The organism is Azospirillum cavernae (assembly GCF_003590795.1).
GTDB classification, from domain to species: Bacteria; Pseudomonadota; Alphaproteobacteria; order Azospirillales; family Azospirillaceae; genus Azospirillum; species Azospirillum cavernae.
The window spans coordinates 831035-851259 of record NZ_QYUL01000001.1; the positions used below are offsets into that span (position 1 = coordinate 831035).

The following is a 20225-nucleotide window of genomic DNA, read 5'->3' on the forward strand; positions in this document are numbered from 1 at the left end:
TCGGGCGTCGGAGCGGTGAATGTTACAGAATTTCTTGGATTTTATCCACAGTTTCCAGCGTTCCGCTTACGCGGCGCAGGACCGCAGGCGGTAGCCGGGCGTTTCGAGCAGCGGCGCGTCCGCCACTTCGACCACGCGGGCTTGATCGAATCCGTTGAAGGCCGTGCGCAGGCAGGAGCCATAAGCGCCCAATTGGCCAAGCTCGATCCAATCCCCGGCCTGGATGTCCGACGGCAAAAAGAACGGGCCGTTCATCTTGTCGGCGCTGTCGCAGGTCGGGCCGTAAAAGCTGAAACCTTCGTCCGTCGCATCGGTCATCGCCGCGAAGGGGCGAATCAGGCGGGCGGGAAAGCGGAAACCGGGAACCCCGGCGTCGGAGAGCGCGCCATAGACGCCGTCATTGATGAACAACTCGCTCCCCCGGCGCTTGACCACCTGAACGACCAGCGAGACGCCGGGCGCCACCAGGGCGCGGCCCGGCTCGCACCAGACGCGGCAATGGTCGGGCAGGTCGAGCGCCTGGACGCCGCGCGCGATGGCGGCCATGAAGTCGCCCAGCGGCGGCGGGGTGACGCCCGGATAGGACACCGGAAAGCCGCCGCCGACGTCCAACATGTCGATGGCGACGCCGGAGTCGGCGATCACGCGCCCGGCCAATTCCAACGCCCGCTCATAGGCGGACGGGTCCAGCATCTGCGAGCCGACATGGAAGGACACGCCGACGCGGGCGGCGACGGCGCGGGCGGCGCGCAGCAGCTCCGCCGCTTCGTTCATCGCCGCGCCGAACTTGCCCGACAGGTCATAGACGGCGTTGCCCTTGGGCAGCCCCAACCGGACCACAAGACCAAGGTCGGCGGCGTGTTCGGTTTCCTCCAGAATCTTGGTCAGTTCTTCCGCGCTGTCGAGCACGAAGTCGCGGACGCCATATTGCTCGTAAGCGGCGCGGATCGCCTGACGCCCCTTGACCGGGTGCATGTAATGCAGCGTCGCGTCCGGGAACATCTGACGAATCAGGCGGATTTCGCCGGGGGAGGCGACGTCGAAATGGCGCACGCCGCCCGCCCACAGGGCGCGCAGAACCGCCGGTTCCGGGTTGCACTTCACGGCGTAGAGGACATCGCCGCCACGCCCAACGGACTCCGTCGTTGCGTCAAAGGCGGTGACGAAGCTGTGGGCGGTGTCGGCCAGAACGCCGGGGCGAACGCAGTGCATCGGCTCTTCCGGGCGATGCAGGGCGACCGCCTGGACGACGCTGGTCCGGCGGGCGGTGGACAGGGACACCGTGGCCAGCGTGTTGCGGCGCAGCGGGGTGACGGCGGAACGGGAACGCAGGAAGCCCATGGCGCACTCCATACCCTGAACGCGGATTTCAATCCGGTTCAGTGAGCAGACGGCGATCCACCGACGCCGCGCCAAAACCTGAAGACAGGAATGGCGTTGCGATGCGGGGATCAACGAATTGTTCGGATAGGGGGGTGAAGACGGAAAAAGCCGGTTCGGGCACGGCCCCGGGCTGCGAAGCTCCGGGCAACAGCGCGTCGATTTCCGGCTATAGGGCTACCGTCTCAAAGCCCCACCGTGGGCAGCACACATACTAACCTCCCTCTCGGGACCGACCCACTGGAATGGCCGGTTCTTCCAAAAAGGACGCGGTACGTCGTAGCATAACCACAGAGGGCCATAGGCACGTGCGGGTGCGTCGTTCGATCCCTGAAATACGCTTTTTGCGCGGCAATTCAAGTGAATTTTTTGCGATGCGGGCGCGGTTTCAGCGGGGCGAGGCGGTAGGGCCTTCGTAACCGGGAAAGCGCGCGGCGATGTCGGCGCCCGTCGGTTCGGCCATCCAGCCGTCCGGGCGCTTGAAAAAGCGGATGGCGGTGAAATGGGGATCTGGCCCCATGTCGAACCAGTGGCGCACCCCCGCCGGAACGCTCAACAGGTCCCCGGTTTCGCAGACGATGCGGAACACCCGACGGTCGATGTGCAGATAGAACGCTCCGCTGCCTTCGACGAAAAAGCGGGCTTCATCCTCGCTGTGGGTGTGTTCGTCGAGAAATTTGGCGCGCAAGTCGGCGGCGTTGGCGACGCCGCGCGGCACGCGGGCGACGTCAACCGTCTTGTAACCACGGGCGGCTTGCAAGCGCGCGACGTCCGTCGCGTAGGCGGCGAGCACATCCTCGCTTCCGGCGTCGTGGGGCAGGGAATGGCTGGCGGCCCAGCGTTCGAACAGAATGCCGGTCATGGCCAGATGCCCAACCAAAACAATGAGATCTCGGGTCGCCAGTTCCGGGAAGGACGGGTCATGGTCGCGGTAAACGGTCAGATGGGTCATGGGCCGTCGCCGATTTGCCTCGTGCGCGGTCAGGATCGGTCGTGACCCTTTAAGAAAACGCGAACGCGTGCGGTGTTCCGTTGTCGCACCCCCAAAAGCTGTGGCTCAGCGGCGGCGCAGCAGGCCAAGGGCGACCAGCGCCGCGACCGACAGCAACCCGCCGATGAACAACGCCACCCCGGTCCAGCCATAGCCGTGCCAGAACAGCCCGCCCAACGTTCCGGCCACCGTCGATCCCATGTAGTAGCAGAACAGATACATCGACGACGCCTGACCACGGGCGGTTTGGGCGCGCTGGCCGATCCAGGCGGACACAATGGAGTGCGCGCCGAAAAAGGCGAAGGTGAACAGCGCGATGCCGATCAACATCGTCGCAAGATGGTCCAACTCCAACACGGCCAGCCCAGCGATCATCAGCAGAACCGCCGCCACCAACGTTCGGTCATTGCCAAAGCGTCCGGCGAGCCAGCCGAACAGCGGCGAGCTGACCATGCCGAAGCAATAGACGATGGACACCGCCCCAACCAAGGCCGGGCGCAGCTCAAAGGGCGGGTCGGTCAGCCGAAAGCCGATGTAGTTGAAGGCGGTGACGAAACCGCCCATCAGCAGGAAGCCCAACGAGAACAAAGCGAGGATGCCCCGGTCGCTCAACAGCCCGCGCCAGGACTGCGCCTGGGCGCGCAATCCCGATGGCCGTCGCACGAAATGGCGCGACGGCGGCAGCGCTTTCCACACCGTCAGCGCCGCGACCACGCCCAGGGCGCCGACCAGCCCGACGGCGATCCGCCAATTGCCCAGATCGGCGACCAGCGCGGTCATCACCCGGCCCGACATGCCGCCCATCGCCGTTCCGCCGATGTAGAGGCCCATGGCCACCCCGGCGGATTTGGGGTCAACCTCTTCAGAAACATAGGCCATGGCCACGGCGGGCAGACCGCTGAGGGCGATTCCCTCCAGCGCGCGCAGGATCAGGAATCCGTGCCAATCCGGCATCACCGCGCCGACGATTCCCAGCAACCCCGACGCCAGCAGGGCCGCCACCATCACCGGCTTGCGCCCGATCCCGTCCGACAAGGCTCCGGCGATCAGCAACGCCACCGCCAGCAGCCCGGTGCTGAGCGACAAGGTCAGGCTCGATTCCGCCGGGGTGACGCCAAACTCACGCACAAAATCCGGCATCAGCGGCTGCACGCAATAGAGCGTGGCGAAGGTGGAAAAACCCGCGACGAACAGAATGCGGCTGGCCGACCTATAGGCGGCGGTTCCGGCCTCCAAATAGGCCGTTTCGTCTCCGTCGCGCACGCGCGTGTCCCCTTCGGTCCCGGTTCTCCGCTGCAACGCGGCGGGGGAGACAGTGGCGCGACCTTCCGCCGCTGTCCAAGGCTGCATCGGCGTGGCGGCCATGCCGGGAGCGCAGAACCGCTGTCGCTCCGGCCTTGCGCTGGATCTTCGGGGAGCCGCGCCGTATAACCAACCTCCCACCCATTCGCAGTCTGTCCGAGCCATGCACGACCTTCGCGCCATCCGAGAGAATCCCGAAGCCTTCGACCGTGGCCTTGGCCGCCGGGGATTGGCGGCGTTGTCGTCGTCGGTGATCGACCTGGACAGCCGCCGCCGCGCCGCGCAGACCCAGTTGCAGGACATGCAGGCCCGCCGGAACGAGGCGGCCAAGGAAATCGGCCTCGCCAAGCGCGAGGGGCGCGACGCCCAACCGATCCTGGACGAGATGGCCGCGCTGAAGGACCGTCTGCCCCAGGTGGAGGAGGAGGAGCGCCGCCTTGGCGCCGAACTCGACACGCTGCTCGCCGGTCTGCCCAACATCCCCGCCGACGACGTGCCGGACGGCCCGGACGAGACCGCCAACGTCGAGATCCGCCGCTGGGGCGCGCCGCCCGCCATCGCCAACGCCAAGCAGCATTACGAGCTGGGCGAGGCGCTGGGCCTGATGGATTTCGAGGCGGCGGCCCGCATGTCGGGCGCCCGCTTCACCGTGCTGAAGGGCGGGCTGGCCCGCCTGGAACGCGCCCTGGCCGACTTCATGCTCGACATCCACACGTCGGAGCATGGCTACACCGAAATCGCCCCGCCGCTGATGGTGCGCGACACAGCCCTGTTCGGCACCGGCCAGTTGCCGAAATTTGAAGAGGATCTGTTCAAGACCACCGGATCGGATCATTACCTGATTCCGACGTCCGAAGTGCCGCTGACCAATCTTGTCGCCGACCAGATCGTCGCCAGCGAAGAGTTGCCGCTGCGCTACACCGCGCTGACCCCCTGCTTCCGCGCCGAAGCCGGATCGGCGGGGCGCGACACGCGCGGCATGATCCGCCAGCACCAGTTCTGGAAGGTCGAAATGGTCGGGCTGACCACGCCCGAACAGTCGGAGGCCGAGCATCAACGCATGGTCCGTTGCGCCGAAACCGTGTTGGAACGGCTGGGTCTGCCCTACCGCACCATCGTGCTGTGCACCGGCGACATGGGCTTTTCCTCGCGCAAGACCTACGACGTCGAGGTCTGGCTGCCGGGGCAGAACGCTTACCGCGAGATCTCCAGCGTGTCGAATTGCGGCGATTTCCAGGCCCGCCGCATGAAGGCCCGTTGCCGTCCGAAGGGCGAGAAACAAACTCAATTCCTGCACACCCTCAATGGGTCGGGTGTGGCGGTCGGGCGTTGCCTGATCGCGGTGTTGGAAAATTACCAGCAGCCCGACGGCTCGATCCTGGTTCCCGACGCCCTTCGCCCCTACATGCGCGGCATGGAGAGGATTTCCGCCTGATGTTCGTTTTGCCGCTCGACCTGTCGAAAACCCGCATCCTCGTCACCAACGACGACGGCATTCACGCCCAGGGGCTGAAGGTGCTGGAAGCCATCGCGCGTTCCCTGTCGGATGACGTGTGGGTGGTGGCGCCGGAGATGGAGCAGTCGGCGGCCAGCCATTCGCTGACCATCAACCGGCCCCTGCGCCTGCGCAAGCTGGACGACCGCCGGTTCACGGTGGACGGCACGCCGACCGATTGCGTGCTGCTGGCGATCAACCATGTGATGAAGGACGCCCGTCCGACGCTGGTCCTGTCCGGCGTCAACCAAGGCTCCAACATCGGCGAGGATGTGACCTATTCCGGCACCATCGCCGCCGCGATGGAGGCGACGCTGCTCGGCGTTCCCGCCATCGCCATGAGCCAGCATTACGAAACCGGCAACCCCATCGACTGGTCGGCGGCCATTGCCCATGGCGCCGACGTGGTGCGCAAAGCGGTCACGGTGGCGTGGCCGAAAAACGTCCTGCTGAACGTCAATTTTCCGGCTTGCCCGGCGGATGAGGTCACAGGCGTGCGGGTGGTGCGGCACGGCAAACGCAAGATCGGCGACGAGTTGATCGAGCGAGTCGATCCGCGCGGCAAGGCCTATTTCTGGATCGGCACCTTGCGGGGCGAGGCCGACGTGGCCGAGGACACCGATATTTACACCGTGTTCAACGGCGGGATTTCGATCACGCCGGTGTTCCTTGATTTGACCCACACGCCGACCTTGCAGACACTGAAACAGGCCTTTGTGTGAGCACAGACGCGCGCAAGATCCGTTTGCTGATGGCGCTTCGTGGGGCGGGGGTGTCCGACACGTCCATCCTTGGCGCCATCGAACGGATCCCGCGTGACGTGTTTGTGCCGGACGCCTTTCAGGATCATGCCTGGGACGACATGGCGCTTCCCATTGACTGCGGCCAGACGATCAGCCAACCGTTGATCGTGGCGCTTATGACGCAGGCGCTGGAATTGCATCCCCGTCATCTGGTGCTGGAGATCGGCACCGGATCGGGGTATCAGGCGGCGGTGCTGGCGCAGCTCTGCCGCCGGGTCTTCACCATCGAACGTCTGCGCCCCCTGTTGAACGAGGCGGAACGCCGGTTTCGCCTGCTGAACATCGGCAACATCACGACTCGCCTGGGTGATGGAACCCGTGGTTGGCCGCAACAGGCGCCGTTTTCCCGTGTGCTGGTGACGGCCGCCGGGGGGCAGGAGCCGCCAAAAGACTTGACGGATCAACTCGCCGTTGGTGGTGTCATGGTCATTCCGCTGGGCGGGGATTATCGTGAACAGACGATGGTCCGCCTCCGGCGCACCGATTCCGGTATTCTTCGGGAGGATCTGTGGCCCGTTCGCTTCGTTCCGCTGCTGTCCGACCCGCCGCAACAGGTTCGTTCCGCATGACCTCCGCCGCTTGCCCGACTCCGCTTGGGCGCCCCGCGCGCCGCGCCTCACGTTTGGCCGCCGCCTCGCTGATCGTTCTGGCGTTGGCCGCCTGTGAACGGGTCGGCGGACTGGCCCCCGTCGTCAACATGGGAAGCGGCAGCACGCCGGATTCGGCAGGCGGGTCGATCATGGTGCAGAAGGGCGACAGCGCTTACACCGTCGCGCGCCGTCACAATGTGCCGCTGCGCGACCTGATCGAAGCGAATCGCCTCTCGCCGCCCTACAAGCTGGAAGCCGGTCAGCGGCTGGTCCTGCCGACGGCTCGACAATACATCGTCCAGCGTGGCGACACGCTGTACGGCATCTCCCGCATGAACAACGTGGATGTCAGCGAATTGACTCGGCTGAACGGTCTGACGGCGCCCTTCGCGGTGCAGGCCGGACAGGCGCTGCGCTTGCCCGGCGCCGACAGCCGTCCGCCGACCGGCGCGCCGGACATCAAGGCTCCGGCCACAGGCGCGATGGTGGCCGAGGCGCCGTCCCCGGCGACCACAACAGCGCCGTCGTCCGGGCGTGGGGCTGGACGGTCGTCGATCCAGGCCGCCGAATTGGCGCCGCCCGGCGCGGCGGCTCCGACTCCGCTCGCTCCCTCCGCTCCAGCGGCGGCGGATTCCGCGCCCCCTCCGGGGCCAAGCGGTGGCGTGGCCGGGGCGCCGATTCCCTTGACCAAACCCTCCATGGGGGCGAGCGCGGCGACGGCTCCGGCGGCGGGCGTGTCCGAACCCGAAATGGCCTATCAACCGGGGCAGGGACCGACCAATCTGCGCGCGCCGAGCCACAAGCCCGAGACGACGGCGGACGCCGCCGCGTCTTCGGTTCAGGCTGCGCCCGCCGTCTCGGCGGCAACCCCGACTCCGCCCAACCTGCCCGCCGGACGCAACGCCGCGCCCGCCGAAGCGCCGCCGACCGAAATCGCCGGCGTTCCCCCGCCGCCGCCGTCAAAACCGGATTTCGCCAAGACCGACCCCGCCAAGCCGGAGGCCAAACCCACCGAAGCCAAGCCGGACGCCGCGCCGCCCCCGCGTGGCGGCGCGCGTTTCCTGTGGCCGGTCAAAGGACGCTTGATTTCGGGCTATGGCCCCAAGCCCGACGGCCTGCACAATGACGGGCTGAACATCGCCGCCAGCAAGGGTACGGCGGTGGTCGCCGCCGACAATGGAATCGTCGCCTACGCCGGGAACGAGTTGCGCGGCTTTGGCAATCTGCTGCTGCTGAAGCACGCCGACGGCTGGATCACCGCCTACGCCCACCTCGACCGCATCGAGGTGGAGCGCGGGGCGACGGTGAAGCGCGGGCAAACGGTGGGCCGGGTCGGTCAAACCGGCTCCGTCACCAGCCCGCAGCTTCATTTCGAGCTGCGCAAGGGCAGCCAGGCGGTGGACCCCTCCGGCCAGATGGACCGCAAGCCGGTCAGCGAAGGGGCGTTCCGAGACGGCCCGCCAGGTCCTGGATGAACTGCCACGCGACGCGGCCCGACCGGCTGCCGCGCGTGACCGACCATTCGACCGCTTCGGCGTGGAGCTGCTCGGTGGCGATCTCCAGGCCGAAATGGCGGGCGTAGCCCTCGATCATCGCGAAATAGGTGGTCTGGTCGCAATTGTGGAAGCCCAGCCACAGGCCGAAACGGTCGGACAGCGAGACTTTTTCCTCGACCGCTTCCGCCGGGTTGATGGCGGTCGAGCGTTCATTCTCGATCATGTCGCGCGGCATCAGGTGGCGGCGGTTCGACGTGGCGTAGAACACCACATTGTCGGGCCGCCCCTCGATCCCGCCGTCCAGAACCGCTTTCAGCGACTTGTAATGCGCGTCGTCATGGTCAAAGGACAGGTCGTCGCAGAACAGGATGAAGCGGCGCGCTTCGCCCTTCAGCCGGGTCAGCAGGCGGGGCAGGGTGGGGATGTCCTCGCGGTGGATTTCCACCAGCGCCAGCTCGTCCGGACGCTCCTGGCACACCACGGCGTGGATCGACTTGACCAGAGAGCTTTTGCCGGTGCCGCGCGATCCCCACAGCAGGGCGTTGTTGGCGGGCAGACCGCCCGCGAAACGCCGGGTGTTGTCCAACAGGATGTCGCGCTGCCGCTCCACACCCTGCAACAGAGCGATGTCCACCCGGTTGACCGACGGCACCGGCTCCAGCCGATCAGGGTCGGTGTGCCAGACGAAGGCGTCGGCGGCGGCGATGTCGAGCGCGACCGGCGGTGGCGGGGCCAGACGGTCGAGCGCGTCGGCGATGCGGGTCAAGAGCGGGATCAAAGAGTCGTCTGGCATCGTTTTCCTGGCGCCTCTGCGCGAATTTTCATGGAAACCGGGCGTCCGCGCCGCCATCTTTGCGACGCGCCCGCACGGTATCACAGCGGTGCGGGCGCACAAGCCGCCGCCAAACCCCGGATGACGGCGCATCACCGTTGCATCCCAAGCATGGGCGGCTATAGTCGCGGCGTCCCGGCGGAACGCCGAACCCCGCGCGAGACCAACCCAAAAGGAGCTCCCAGATGTTCGTTTCGACGGCTTATGCACAGACCGCCGCGCCCGCTGCCGGTGGTGACATGGTTGTGCAATTTCTGCCGCTGATTCTGATCTTCGTCGTCTTCTATTTCCTGCTGATCCGTCCGCAGCAAAAGAAGATGAAGGAGCACAAGGCCATGCTGTCGGCCATCCGTCGCGGTGATCGCGTCGTGACCGGCGGCGGCATCATCGGCGTCGTGAACAAGGTCGGCCCGGACGACGAGCTGACCGTCGAAATCGCCGAGAATGTCCGCGTGCGCTGCGTGCGCTCGACGGTCAACCTCGTGCTCGCCAAGACCGAACCGGCCAGCGGCAAGCCCGGCGACGCCGCCGCCCCCGCCGACGGCGCCGCCAAGACCGACGAGGCGCCCGGCGCCGGTGGGTTCCTTGGCAAGCTGTTGGGCCGCAAGTAACCCGGCTTGGCCGGTCGTCCAATCGGATTCGAGTGACGCATGCTCTATTTTTCGCGCTGGAAGATTTATATGATCGTGGCGACCTGCGTCGCCGGGTTCATCGTGATGTTGCCGAACTTCCTGGGCCGCGAGACGCTGGCCAGTCTGCCAAGTTGGTACGCCAACAGCCGGGTGGCGCTGGGTCTCGACCTGCGCGGCGGATCGCATCTGTTGCTCGAAGTCGATATGGCCACGGTCATCCGTGACCGGGTCGAAGGGCTGGTGGACGGGGCGCGGCAGCAACTGCGCACCGCCAACGTCGGCTACACGGCGATCACCGCCGGGGACCGCGCCGTGACCGTCCAGCTTCGCGACGCCGCCCAGACCGATGACGCGGTGAAGGCTCTGCGTGGCCTGTCCAACCCGGTCGGCGGCGTGACCATGGCCGGTGGGCAGCCCGACATCGCGGTGTCGGTCAACGGCCCGACGGTGACGGTGGCCTTGAGCGAAGTCGCCCTGCGCGACCGCGCCACCCAGGCCATCGAGCAATCCATCGAAATCGTTCGCCGCCGCATCGACGAGACCGGCGTGAACGAGCCGACCATCGCCCGCCAGGGCACCGACCGCATCCTGGTCCAGCTTCCCGGCGTCGAGGATCCCGACCGCGTCAAGCGTCTGCTCGGCACCACGGCGAAGATGACCTTCCGTCTGGTGGACAGCAGCGCCGATCCCTCGACGGGCCGCGCCCCTCCGGGATCGGAGATTCTGCCGTCGAGCGAAGGTGGACGCGGCCAGACCTCTTACGTCATCCGCAAGAAGGTCGAGGTGGATGGCGCCACCCTGAAGAACGCGACGGCCTCCACCAACTCGCAGAGCGGCGAGTGGGTGGTGAATTTCGAGTTCAACAGCGCCGGAGCCAACCGTTTCGCCGAAATCACCAAGGCGAACGTTGGTCGTCCCTTCGCCATCGTGCTTGACAACAAGGTCATCAGCGCCCCGGTCATCCGCGAGCCGATCACCGGCGGGCGTGGCCAGATCAGCGGCAACTTCTCCGCCGCGTCGGCCAACGATCTGGCGGTGCTGTTGCGCGCGGGCGCCTTGCCCGCGCCGTTGAAGGTGATCGAAGAGCGCACGGTCGGCCCCGATCTGGGCGCCGATTCGATCCGCTCCGGTCTGACGGCGGTCGCCGTCGGCTTCGTGATGGTCTGCGTCTACATGATCGCGTCCTATGGGCTGTTCGGCGCCTTCGCCTGCTTCGCCCTGCTCATCAACATCGTGCTGACGCTGGCGGCCTTGTCGCTGCTGCACGCCACGCTGACCCTGCCGGGCATCGCGGGCGTGCTGTTGACGCTGGGTCTGGCGGTGGACGCCAACATCCTCATCAACGAGCGCATTCGCGAAGAGACGAAGAAGGGCCGGGGCGTGTTCGCCTCGATGGAGGCCGGGTTCAGCCGGGCCTACAGCACCATCGTCGATTCCAATCTGACGACGGCGATCAAGATGGCGCTGCTGTTCATCTTCGGCACCGGCACCATCAAGGGTTTCGCCGTCACCATCACCTTCGGCATCCTGATTTCCATGTTCACCGCCACGGTGCTGGTGCGCCTGATGATGGTGACATGGCTGCGCCAGACGCGGCCCACCGCGCTGCCGGTTTGAGGAGGTAGTTCCATGTTCCGGCTTCGCCTGGTCCCCGACAACACCAAGATCCCCTTCATGAACGGCCGGTACGCTGGCCTTATCACGTCGGCGTTCCTGTCCATCGCCTCGTTGATCCTGTTCTTCCATCCGGGGCTGAATTACGGCATCGACTTCCGTGGCGGCATCGTCATCGAAGCCCGCACGCCGCAGGCCACTGATTTCGCCTCGCTGCGCCACACCCTGACCGGGCTTGGCATGGGGCAGGTCGCGTTGCAGGAGTTCGGATCGAATCAGGACGTCTTGATCCGCCTGGAACGCCAGCCCGGCGACGACGCCGCCCAGCAGGTCGCCGCCGACAAGGTGCGCGCCACGCTGGCCACCGCCGTTCCCGGCACCCAGGTCCGCCGCGTCGAAGCGGTCGGCGCTTCGGTCAGCGGCGAGCTGTTCGCCAACGGCATGATGGCGCTCGGCCTCGCCATGCTGGCGATGCTGCTCTACATCTGGTTCCGCTTTGAATGGCAGTTCGGCTTGGGCGCGGTGGTGACGCTGCTGCTCGACATCACCAAGATCGTCGGCTTCTACGCCGTCACCGGCTTGCAGTTCAATCTGGTGGCGGTCGCCGCGATCCTGACCATCATGGGCTATTCGATCAACGACAAGGTCGTGGTCTATGACCGGATGCGCGAGAACCTGCGCATCTACAAGAAGATGCCGTTGCGCGACCTGATCGACCTGTCGATCAACGAGACGCTGAACCGTACGCTCGGCACCTCGATGTGCACCTTCCTCTCGGTCATTCCGCTGGCGCTGTTCGGCGGCGAGGCCTTGCAGGATTTCGGCATCGTGCTGCTGCTTGGCGTGTTCATCGCCACCACCTCGTCCATCTTTATCGCCGCGCCGATCCTGCTGTTCCTCGGCGAAAACCGCCTGCGTCGCGGCGCGCCGGACGTTCAGCCCACCAACGCCCCGACGACGCCCTAAGCGCGGCGTCGTCGGAAAGGACTGCCCCATGGCCGACATCACACCGATGATCTCGTCTGACCGTCAGGTCATCGACGGTTATGGCGAGGGGCAGTTCTGCGTGTCCGGGCGCTGGTGGGTCGGGGCGGTCATCGTGCTGCCCGACCGCACGTTGCCGTGGAGCGTCGGCCCGGACGTCAGCGCCGACATGGCCGCGCTGACCGCCGCCGATTTCGCGGAGATCGTCGCGGCGGAGCCGAAAGTGGAGCTTCTGTTGCTCGGCACCGGCCCGACGATGCGGTTCGTGCCGAAGGCCCTGCGTCAGGAGTTGCGCGCGGCGGGCATCGTCGTCGAGTTCATGGACAGCCGCGCGGTCTGCCGGACCTACAACATCCTGCTGGCCGAAGGGCGGCGGGTGGCTGTGGCGATGCTGCCGGTGTAAAGCGGTGCGGCTGAATCGCTCGGCCAGAAACAACAAAGGCGTCCCAACCGGGACGCCTTTGCCGTTTTCAACGCACGCCCATTTTCAACGCAGGCATTGAGATCAGACGCCGAGCTGTTCGGCGGCGAAATCCCAGTTCGCGAGGTGGTCGATGACCGCCTTCACGAAATCGGCGCGGCGGTTCTGGAAATCGACGTAATAGGCGTGTTCCCAGACATCGATGGTGAACAGCGGCTTCTTGCCATGGGCGAAGGGGGTGTCGGCGTTGCCGGTCTTGCCGACCTTCAGCGTGCCGTTCTCTTCGTACAGCCACGCCCAGCCGGAACCGAACTGGGTCAGGGCGGCCTGGGTCAGCTCTTCCTTGAACTTTTCCACGCTGCCGAAATCGGCGACGATGCGGGCTTCCAGCGCCGCCGGGATGACGCCGCCGTCCTTCTTCAGGCTCTGCCAGAAGAAGGTGTGGTTCCAGATCTGGGCGGCGTTGTTGAAAATGCCGATCTTGGTGGCGTCGCCGACCGTCTGCTTGATGACGTCTTCCAGGCTGGCCTCGGCCAAGGGCGAATCCTTGGTCAGGTTGTTCAGGTTGGTGACGTAGGTCTGGTGATGCTTGCCGTGGTGCAGGCGCAGCGTCTGTTCCGAAATGTACGGGGCCAGAGCGTCATACGCGTAGGGGAGCGGCGGAAGTTCAAACGCCATGTCGAAACCCTCTCTTCTTGAAAAGTCCTTCCGGGCCGTGCCTTGGGAGCGCGGCGCCTCCACCCGACCAAATAGGCCGAAGGCGCAACGATGTGAAGTCTGGAAACGCTCTAGACTGCCGGAAAGCGCATCAACGGGCTGAAAGTATGAGCTTTGCCGCACGGTCGCCCGAACGAACGGCGGCTTCCAGGCTGGCCGGAAGCCCGGTGTCCGTCCAGTCCCCGGCCAGCGTCAGATTGCCCCAGCGGGTGCGGGTCGGCGGGCGGCGCAAAACCGAGTCGGGCGCTTGGTCGGGTGTCGCCCGACGTTCCTTCACCACCCGATAGGGGCGAATCGGGCCATCAAGCCGCAAGGCGGCGGCGACGTCGCGCCACAGAAGGGCGGCGATGGCCTCGGCGGGTTGGTCGGCCAGGACGTCGGCGTCGCTGACGGTGACGGCGACGACGTCCTCCCGCGCGAACAGCCATTCGGCCTGTCCGCCGATCAACCCCAGAAAAGGCAGACCACCCGGCAAGCGCGCCGATTCGTCGAGCCGGTAATGGACGTTGACGATGGCCGGGCCGGGCGGCGGCACGGTCAGGCCGGGAACCAACCGCTCCGCCACCCAAGCGGGAGCGGCGAGGATCACCGACTCGCCGGGGGGCAGATCCACCGCCGCGCCGCCGACCGACAGGCCAACCACCCGCGCGGCCCCAGAATGTTCATCACTAAAGCGCAGGGCGTCCACCCGCGCGCCCAGCCGCACATCGGCCCCCAGCGCCGCCAAACGGCGCAAGGCCGGATCGACGAAGGCGGCGGTCAACCCACGCGGCGTGACCAACGGACGGCAGGCCGCCTCGCCGCGCAGCAGGGTTTCCCGCATCACCGCGCCGAACAGGCGGGCCGAGACGCGCGCCGTTGGGCCGTTCAGCGCCGACACCGCCAACGGTCGCCACAGCCGTTCGTGCAGCGGCCCGCCAGGCGGCAAGGCTTGATCCATCGTGTGGTCCGGTCCGGCGACCACTGCGCGCAACGCCGCCAGATATTGCCAGGGGCGGCTGCCCGGAACCCGCCGGGCGTCGTCGAACAGCCACAGCCCGCCGGGGCGCAAAGTCCAGAGCGCGCCGTCGCGCTGGTCCAGGAAGGGGAAGGCGGCGGGGCGCAGGGCCGTCAGCGCGTCCCCGGTCCCGCTGCGCCGGGCGTAATCGACCAGCGCGTGGTTTCCGCTGAGCGCCATGTGGCTGCCATTGTCGATCATGCGGTCGAGCGTGGCGTCGTAAAAGGACCGGCAGCGCCCGCCCGCCTGCGGCGCCTGCTCGTACAGCGCGACTCGCCGACCCGACTCGGCCAGCCGCAGCGCGGCGGCCAACCCGGCCAGCCCGGCCCCGATCACATGACAGGTGGTCATGATGAGCGCGTCGCTCAGGCGGCGGGCGGCGAGCCGAGCAGGCAGCGCAGGGCGACCCAGGCGCTTTCCCGCCGACCGACCCGCACCCGTTCGGAGGGATCGCGCCAGCCCCGCGCGCGCAGCCGCCGCAACAGCCGGTGATACAGCACCATCATCGCCACCGCCGCCCACAGCGATCCGCCGACTTTGCCCGCGATGGCGTCGCGCGCGTCGGCGAAATCAGCCTCCGCCAGATCGGCCACCGCCTCGCAGGCGCGGGCGAGGTTGGGGTGGGCCAAAGCCTCCTCCGGGATCTGGGTGTGGATGCCCGCCAGCGCCAGCGCCTCGCGCGGCAGATAGAGCCGCCCCAGCGCCGCGTCTTCGCTCAGGTCGCGCAGAATATTGGTCAGTTGCAGCGCCTCGCCCAAGGCCAGCGCGAAGGCCTCGGTGTCCGAATCGGCGCGGTCGAAGACGCGAATCGCCAGCATCCCAACGGCCCCGGCGACGCGGCGGCAATAGGTCCGCAGGGTCGCCAGATCGGGCGCGCGCAAGCCCGCGCCGACGTCCATCGTCATGCCGTCGATCAGCGCGTCCAACTCGGCGCGCGGCAGGCCATAGCGGTCGATGGCGTCCTTCAAGGCGGCGGCGACGGGATTGGTCGCCGCGCCGCCGCTGTAAATCTCGTGAATGTCGCGCCGCCATTCCGCCAGCCCGGCGCGTTTGGCCGCCGGGGAACCGGGTTCGTCGGCGATGTCGTCAATGCGGCGGCAAAAGGCGTAGATGGCGAACATCGCCGCGCGTTTGGAACGCGGCAGCAGGCGCATCGGCCAATAAAAACTGCTTCCCGACCGTTGGGCGACCATGGAGGGCGATTCGGCGCACGGCGGCGTGGCCGCGTGGGTCAAAGGGCTGGTCATGCGCGAGACATCCTGGGCCGACGATCAAACCGGACGTTCGAGCGAACGCGGCCCCGGAGTTTAGGAGGCGGTGACGCTTCGCGCCAGCCCCCGCGCCACGGCCAGCAGCTTGTGATGCGGGCCAAGCTCGACGCGGGTCTTCAACGGGTCGTGCGCGCGCAGCCGCTGCGACAGCGCTTCGGCGACGCTGAGGATGACCGAGGCCTCCAGCCGCAGGCCGCGATGCTGGATCAGGCCGGGCAGGGCGGCGGCGTCCGTCAAAAGATCGTCCGTCTTATCAAGGGTTTGGTTGAAGATCACGCGCAGACGCGGATCGCTCTGCGGCTCCACCAGCTTCTCCACGCTGATGCCCGCCTCATCAAACCAGACCAACGGGATGTAGCAGCGTCCCAACAGCGTCCAATCGTCGCGCGCGTCCTGAAGATGGTTCAACACCTGCAAGGCGGCGCACAGCGCGTCCGACGCCATGCCGGCGGCGATTCCCTCGCCGTGCAGCTCCAGCAGATAGCGCCCGACCGGGTTGGCGGAATAGCGGCAATAGAGCAGAAGATCGCTCCAACTGTGGCAGCGGGCGCCGACCGCGTCGCGGCGGAAGGCGCGCAACACTTGGCGCGCGTGGCGGTCGCTGACCCCGGTGGCTTGCAGGCTGTCCCGCAGATCCAGCGCCGGTTTCAGATAGGCGTGCTTGGCCTGACCCGAGGTCAGGGTCCGTTCCAAAGCCTCCAGATAGGACAGCTTGGTTTCCGGCTCCAGATCCGCGTCGTCGGCGATGTCGTCGGCCAACCGCAGGAAACGGTAAAAGGCCATGACGTGCGGGCGCAGATGCTTGGGCAGCAAGCGGGAGGCGACGGGGAAATTTTCCCCGCTCTCGTCCTTGCGGGCGACCGGGTTGGGCTTGCGGGGCTTGGCCGGGGCGAGGTTGAAATCGGTCATGGGAAACCTTGCCTGCTGCGCGTCGGGGCTGGCGGTGTGGCCTTCCGCGTTTAATATGGGCTTGGACTGAGGATTTGTCTTACGTTCCAAACCACACCACCTTTCTTTTTTCCAATCGGGATTCCCATGGCGACGGCAACGACCGACCTGTCCTATTGCGGGCGGGAGGTCCGAAAACACGACAACGATCATTTCTTGACGGGACTCTTCGCTCCAGAAGATCGGCGCGAGGCGTTGTTTGCGCTGCACGCCTTCAACGTGGAAATCGCCAAGACCCGTGAAGTCGTCAGCGAACCAATCCTTGGTCAGATGCGGCTCCAATTCTGGCGCGACGGCGTCGAGGCTGTCTATGAGGACGGACCCGTACCGCGCCACGCCGTGATGGACCCGTTGGCGGAGGCGGCAAAGACCTTGAGCCTCAGTCGGTCTCTGTTTGATCGGCTGATCGACGCGCGCGAGGCCGATCTCGACGACACGCCGCCCGCCGACCTGACCTGTCTGGTCAATTACGCCGACGTCACCGGCGCGCCGTTGGTGCAATTGGCCCTTGAGATTCTCGACGTGCGGAGCGAGCAGGCGATGGCCGTGGGTCGGCATGTCGGCATCACCTACGCGCTGACCGGCATTCTGCGCGCCGTTCCCTTTCTCGCCCGTCAGCACCGGCAGTTGCTGCCCGCCGACCGGATGACCGAGCATGGCGCTCAGTCGGAGGATCTGTTCGCGGGCCGTTCAAAATCAGAACTGCGCCCGGTGATCGCCGATGTGGCGCGGGTGGCGGCGGAGCATCTGGACCAAGCCCGCCGGTTGCGCCGGGGCCTGCCGAAGGCCGCGCTCCCCGCCTTGCTGCCCGCCGTGCTGGCCGATCTGCATCTTGGCGTGATCGCCAAAGCCGACCATGACGTCTTCGCCCCGCGCGTGCTGCTGCCGCACCCGTTCCGGCATTTGCGCTTGGGCTGGGCGGCGCTGCGCGGGCGGTACTGATGACGGTGGTGCGTGGCCTCAATCACCTGACGCTGGCGGTGGTTGATCTGGACCGCGCCCTTGCCTTTTACCACGACCTTCTGGGGTTCCGGTTGCGGGCGCGGTGGTTGCAAGGCGCCTATCTGGAAGCCGGGGCGCTGTGGCTGTGCCTGTCGGTTGACGCCGAGGCTGAGAAGGCGGTGCGCTGCGATTACACCCATGTCGCCTTCGACGTTGCGGCGGACGACTTCTCGGCGCTGTCGGAGCGCGTCGCCGCTGCGGCGCGGGTTTGGAAAGACAACCGCAGCGAAGGCGACTCGTTGTATGTCCTTGACCCGGACGGACACCGGATCGAGTTGCATGTCGGCGGGCTGGAGAGCCGGTTGGCGGTCTACCGACGCAACCCGCCGTCGGGGATGGCGCTGTTCGACGAAGTCTGATTGGCGTCGTCGAACAGCGTTCCTGAACTCACACCCAAGCCGCCAAATCGGCCAATGCGCGGCGCGTGTAGGCCAGCTTGCGGTCCCGCCCGCGAATTTTGTCGTCAACCGGGGGGAACAGGCCGAAATTGACGTTCATCGGCTGGAAGGTTTCCGCCTCCGCGCCGCCGGTGATGTGGCTGAGGATGGCGCCAAGCGCCGTGGTCGGCGGCGGGGCGACGCAATCTTGCCCCAGGCGGTCGGCGGCGGCGAAGCGCCCGGCGAGCAGGCCGACGGCGGCGCTTTCCACATAGCCCTCACAGCCCGTGACCTGCCCGGCGAAGCGCAGGCGCGGCTGGGACTTCAAACGCAGCGCGCCGTCGAGCAGGCGCGGGCTGTTCAGGAAGGTGTTGCGGTGCAGACCGCCCAGACGGGCGAATTCGGCGTTTTCCAGACCGGGAATCATGCGGAAAATACGCGCCTGTTCGGCGTGGCGCAGCTTGGTCTGGAAACCGACGAGGTTGTACAGGGTGCCCAGCGCGTTGTCCTGGCGCAACTGCACCACGGCGTAGGGGCGGCGTTCGGGCTTGTGCGGGTTGGTCAGGCCGACCGGCTTCATCGGGCCGTAGCGCAGGGTGTCGACGCCGCGTTCGGCCATCACCTCGATCGGCAGGCAGCCTTCGAAATAGGGGGTGGTCTTTTCCCACTCCTTGAAATCGACCTTTTCGCCGCCGATCAGCGCGTCGATGAAGGCGCGGTAATCGTCCTTCTCAAAGGCGCAGTTGATGTAATCCTTGCCGGTGCCGCCGGGGCCGGGCTTGTCGTAGCGCGACTGGAACCACGCCTTCGACAGATCGACGCTCTCCAGATAGACAATCGGGGCGATGGCGTCGAAGAAGGCCAGCGACTCTTCGCCAGTGAAGGCGCGGATGGCCTCGGCCAGCGGCGGGGAGGTCAGCGGGCCGGTGGCGATGACGACGCTGTCCCAGTCCTCTCGCGGCAACCCGGCGACCTCGCCGCGCTCGATGGTGATGAGCGGGTGGGCGGTGATCGCCTCGGTCACGGCGGCGGCGAAATGGTCGCGGTCCATGGCCAGCGCGCCGCCCGCCGGAACCTTGTGCGCGTCGGCGCAGCGCAAGATCAGCGAGCCGCAGCGCCGCATCTCTTCGTGCAACAGGCCGACCGCGTTGTATTCGGCGTCGTCGGAGCGGAAGGAGTTGGAGCAGACCAGTTCCGCCAGCTTGTCGGTGTCGTGGGCGTCGGTTTTGCGGACAGGCCGCATCTCGTGCAGGACGACGGGGATGCCGCGTTCGGCGATCTGCCACGCGGATTCGGACCCGGCGAGACCGCCGCCGACGACATGGACGGGGCGAAGATTGTCGGTCATGGATGGTTCCAACGAACAAAAGTTTGCGTCACACGCGCGTCATAGCGGCGCGCAGCGCCAGAAGCCAGCGTTCGATCAACGCAGCGTGTTCCGGCAGACGGGAGAACAGCGCGTTGGCCTTCTCCTCGTCATAGGTGTGAACCGTCAGATTGCGGTCGTTCATCATAGCGATGACGGCCTCCGCCTGCGATTCGTCCAGAAAACCGGCGATCTGGCTTTCCCGCGCCACCGCCTTTGGACTGGCTGAGGTCAATCGCTCCGGCCCGGCTTGATCGGCGATCACCGCGCGGGCGGCCTTCCAGGCGGTTTCCACCGCCAAGGTGAAACGCAGAATCGCAGAATCCCGCACGATGTCGTCCTTTGGGCGGGCCAACACCTCTTTCAGCCGCCCCAGCGCCTGTTCGGCGTTGTCCAGTTTCCGTTCTACCGGGTCCATTCGACGCCTTCGCTCAAAACAACCGCGCGGAACTCGGGCCGGGCGTGGGTCAGATCCACCACATCGACGAAATAGGGAGCTGTGCTTTCCTCAAGATCCTCGGCGATGTCGGCCATCAGCCCGGCGGGAATCGCCTCTGCCGGATCAATGGCGACGTCGATGTCGCTCCAGTGCCGCACGTCGCCGCGCGCGCAGGAGCCGAAGAGGAAGACGCGCGCCTCCCGACCGTCAAGCCGATCAAGGACGATCCGCTTGACGGTGTCGAGCGCGCGCAGGCGGACATCATTCATCATGACGCGAGGATAGCACAGAAGGTTGCGGGTCCGCCGCCACGGCGAACGAATGCCCGGCGTTCCAAATGGGACGGTCGGGCGTTCGTTCACGACGGCGGGGGCGTCACTCGGTCTTGGTCGTGGTGCTGCGTTCGATGGTCGTGGAACCGGGTGGGACGAGAATCGTCGAGCCATAGGTCGGCGTGGTCGTGCTCGTCGTTGTGCTGGTGGTGGCGGTTCTGCTCGATCCGCAAGCGGTCAGCAGCAACAGCGCGCCAACCGGAGCCGCGAAACCCGTGAAAAGCGATCTGGTCATC

22 protein-coding genes are annotated in these 20225 nt (G+C 66.6%); 10 read left to right on the top strand and 12 right to left on the bottom strand.

What is annotated here, in order from left to right:
• Positions 1-66: 66 nt before the first annotated feature.
• The 3 genes from D3877_RS03915 to D3877_RS03925 form a co-directional block, all read right to left on the bottom strand.
• Positions 67-1341, bottom strand: coding sequence for a type III PLP-dependent enzyme (locus D3877_RS03915; protein WP_119830771.1), 1275 nt, complete (start codon positions 1339-1341; stop codon positions 67-69).
• 427 nt (positions 1342-1768) lie between these two features.
• Positions 1769-2332: a 1,2-dihydroxy-3-keto-5-methylthiopentene dioxygenase gene (locus D3877_RS03920; RefSeq protein WP_119829429.1), complete on the bottom strand. Its 564-nt coding sequence runs from the start codon at positions 2330-2332 to the stop codon at positions 1769-1771.
• Positions 2333-2437: 105 nt separating this feature from the next.
• Complete coding sequence (locus D3877_RS03925) at positions 2438-3634, bottom strand: MFS transporter (RefSeq protein ID WP_238474723.1); 1197 nt, start codon at positions 3632-3634, stop codon at positions 2438-2440.
• Positions 3635-3836: 202 nt separating this feature from the next.
• Between D3877_RS03925 and serS the strand changes: the two genes are divergently transcribed.
• Genes serS through D3877_RS03945 form a run of 4 tightly spaced genes read left to right on the top strand, consistent with a single transcriptional unit; the run spans position 3837 to position 8036 of the window.
• Entirely contained in the window at positions 3837-5108 is a 1272-nt protein-coding gene (serS, locus tag D3877_RS03930; RefSeq protein WP_119829430.1) for a serine--tRNA ligase, read from the top strand.
• Positions 5108-5890, top strand: a complete 783-nt coding sequence (gene surE / locus D3877_RS03935; RefSeq protein WP_119829431.1) for a 5'/3'-nucleotidase SurE — start codon at positions 5108-5110, stop codon at positions 5888-5890. The genes serS and surE overlap by 1 nt, the downstream gene beginning before the upstream one ends.
• Entirely contained in the window at positions 5887-6540 is a 654-nt protein-coding gene (locus D3877_RS03940) for a protein-L-isoaspartate(D-aspartate) O-methyltransferase (RefSeq protein ID WP_119829432.1), read from the top strand. Before surE ends, D3877_RS03940 begins: the two co-directional genes overlap by 4 nt.
• The gene (locus D3877_RS03945) at positions 6537-8036 is read left to right on the top strand and encodes a peptidoglycan DD-metalloendopeptidase family protein (protein ID WP_119829433.1); all 1500 of its coding nucleotides are present in this window, start codon (positions 6537-6539) and stop codon (positions 8034-8036) included. Before D3877_RS03940 ends, D3877_RS03945 begins: the two co-directional genes overlap by 4 nt.
• On the opposite strand, the gene D3877_RS03950 is transcribed toward D3877_RS03945, so the two are convergent.
• Positions 7993-8850 (bottom strand): ATP-binding protein, encoded by an 858-nt coding sequence (locus tag D3877_RS03950; protein ID WP_119829434.1) that lies wholly within the window; start codon positions 8848-8850, stop codon positions 7993-7995. The two genes, D3877_RS03945 and D3877_RS03950, sit on opposite strands and share 44 nt — an antisense overlap.
• A gap of 224 nt (positions 8851-9074) precedes the next feature.
• On the opposite strand from D3877_RS03950, the gene yajC reads away from it, so the two are divergent.
• From yajC to D3877_RS03970, 4 genes are read left to right on the top strand one after another with little or no spacing between them, the layout of a single operon-like run.
• Positions 9075-9500, top strand: coding sequence for a preprotein translocase subunit YajC (gene yajC, locus D3877_RS03955; RefSeq protein ID WP_119829435.1), 426 nt, complete (start codon positions 9075-9077; stop codon positions 9498-9500).
• 39 nt (positions 9501-9539) lie between these two features.
• Entirely contained in the window at positions 9540-11138 is a 1599-nt protein-coding gene (secD, locus tag D3877_RS03960; protein WP_119829436.1) for a protein translocase subunit SecD, read from the top strand.
• Between the two features lie 12 nt (positions 11139-11150).
• Positions 11151-12101, top strand: coding sequence for a protein translocase subunit SecF (gene secF, locus D3877_RS03965; protein WP_119829437.1), 951 nt, complete (start codon positions 11151-11153; stop codon positions 12099-12101).
• Between the two features lie 28 nt (positions 12102-12129).
• Entirely contained in the window at positions 12130-12522 is a 393-nt protein-coding gene (locus tag D3877_RS03970; protein WP_119829438.1) for an Mth938-like domain-containing protein, read from the top strand.
• A gap of 102 nt (positions 12523-12624) precedes the next feature.
• Here D3877_RS03970 and D3877_RS03975 read toward each other — a convergent pair whose 3' ends face one another.
• The 4 genes from D3877_RS03975 to D3877_RS03990 all read right to left on the bottom strand — a co-directional run bounded on the left by D3877_RS03975 (position 12625) and on the right by D3877_RS03990 (position 16434).
• The gene (locus D3877_RS03975) at positions 12625-13218 is read right to left on the bottom strand and encodes a superoxide dismutase (protein ID WP_119829439.1); all 594 of its coding nucleotides are present in this window, start codon (positions 13216-13218) and stop codon (positions 12625-12627) included.
• A gap of 130 nt (positions 13219-13348) precedes the next feature.
• Complete coding sequence (gene hpnE / locus D3877_RS03980) at positions 13349-14605, bottom strand: hydroxysqualene dehydroxylase HpnE (RefSeq protein ID WP_238474724.1); 1257 nt, start codon at positions 14603-14605, stop codon at positions 13349-13351.
• A gap of 14 nt (positions 14606-14619) precedes the next feature.
• Entirely contained in the window at positions 14620-15501 is an 882-nt protein-coding gene (hpnD, locus tag D3877_RS03985) for a presqualene diphosphate synthase HpnD (protein ID WP_119829440.1), read from the bottom strand.
• Between the two features lie 60 nt (positions 15502-15561).
• The gene (locus D3877_RS03990) at positions 15562-16434 is read right to left on the bottom strand and encodes a squalene/phytoene synthase family protein (protein WP_119829441.1); all 873 of its coding nucleotides are present in this window, start codon (positions 16432-16434) and stop codon (positions 15562-15564) included.
• Between the two features lie 126 nt (positions 16435-16560).
• Between D3877_RS03990 and D3877_RS03995 the strand changes: the two genes are divergently transcribed.
• On the top strand, positions 16561-17415 hold the full coding sequence (locus tag D3877_RS03995; protein ID WP_119829442.1) for a phytoene/squalene synthase family protein: 855 nt from the start codon (positions 16561-16563) through the stop codon (positions 17413-17415).
• Between the two features lie 5 nt (positions 17416-17420).
• The gene (locus D3877_RS04000) at positions 17421-17834 is read left to right on the top strand and encodes a VOC family protein (protein WP_119830773.1); all 414 of its coding nucleotides are present in this window, start codon (positions 17421-17423) and stop codon (positions 17832-17834) included.
• Between the two features lie 28 nt (positions 17835-17862).
• Here D3877_RS04000 and trmFO read toward each other — a convergent pair whose 3' ends face one another.
• The 4 genes from trmFO to D3877_RS04020 form a co-directional block, all read right to left on the bottom strand.
• A complete protein-coding gene (trmFO, locus tag D3877_RS04005; protein WP_119829443.1) occupies positions 17863-19200 on the bottom strand; it encodes a methylenetetrahydrofolate--tRNA-(uracil(54)-C(5))-methyltransferase (FADH(2)-oxidizing) TrmFO in 1338 nt (445 codons plus the stop codon).
• Positions 19201-19228: 28 nt separating this feature from the next.
• The gene (locus D3877_RS04010; RefSeq protein WP_119829444.1) at positions 19229-19636 is read right to left on the bottom strand and encodes an HI0074 family nucleotidyltransferase substrate-binding subunit; all 408 of its coding nucleotides are present in this window, start codon (positions 19634-19636) and stop codon (positions 19229-19231) included.
• On the bottom strand, positions 19624-19929 hold the full coding sequence (locus D3877_RS29725) for a nucleotidyltransferase family protein (protein WP_158599781.1): 306 nt from the start codon (positions 19927-19929) through the stop codon (positions 19624-19626). Before D3877_RS29725 ends, D3877_RS04010 begins: the two co-directional genes overlap by 13 nt.
• Before the next feature lie 103 nt (positions 19930-20032).
• Positions 20033-20224, bottom strand: a complete 192-nt coding sequence (locus tag D3877_RS04020; RefSeq protein WP_119829446.1) for a hypothetical protein — start codon at positions 20222-20224, stop codon at positions 20033-20035.
• Position 20225 lies beyond the last annotated feature (1 nt).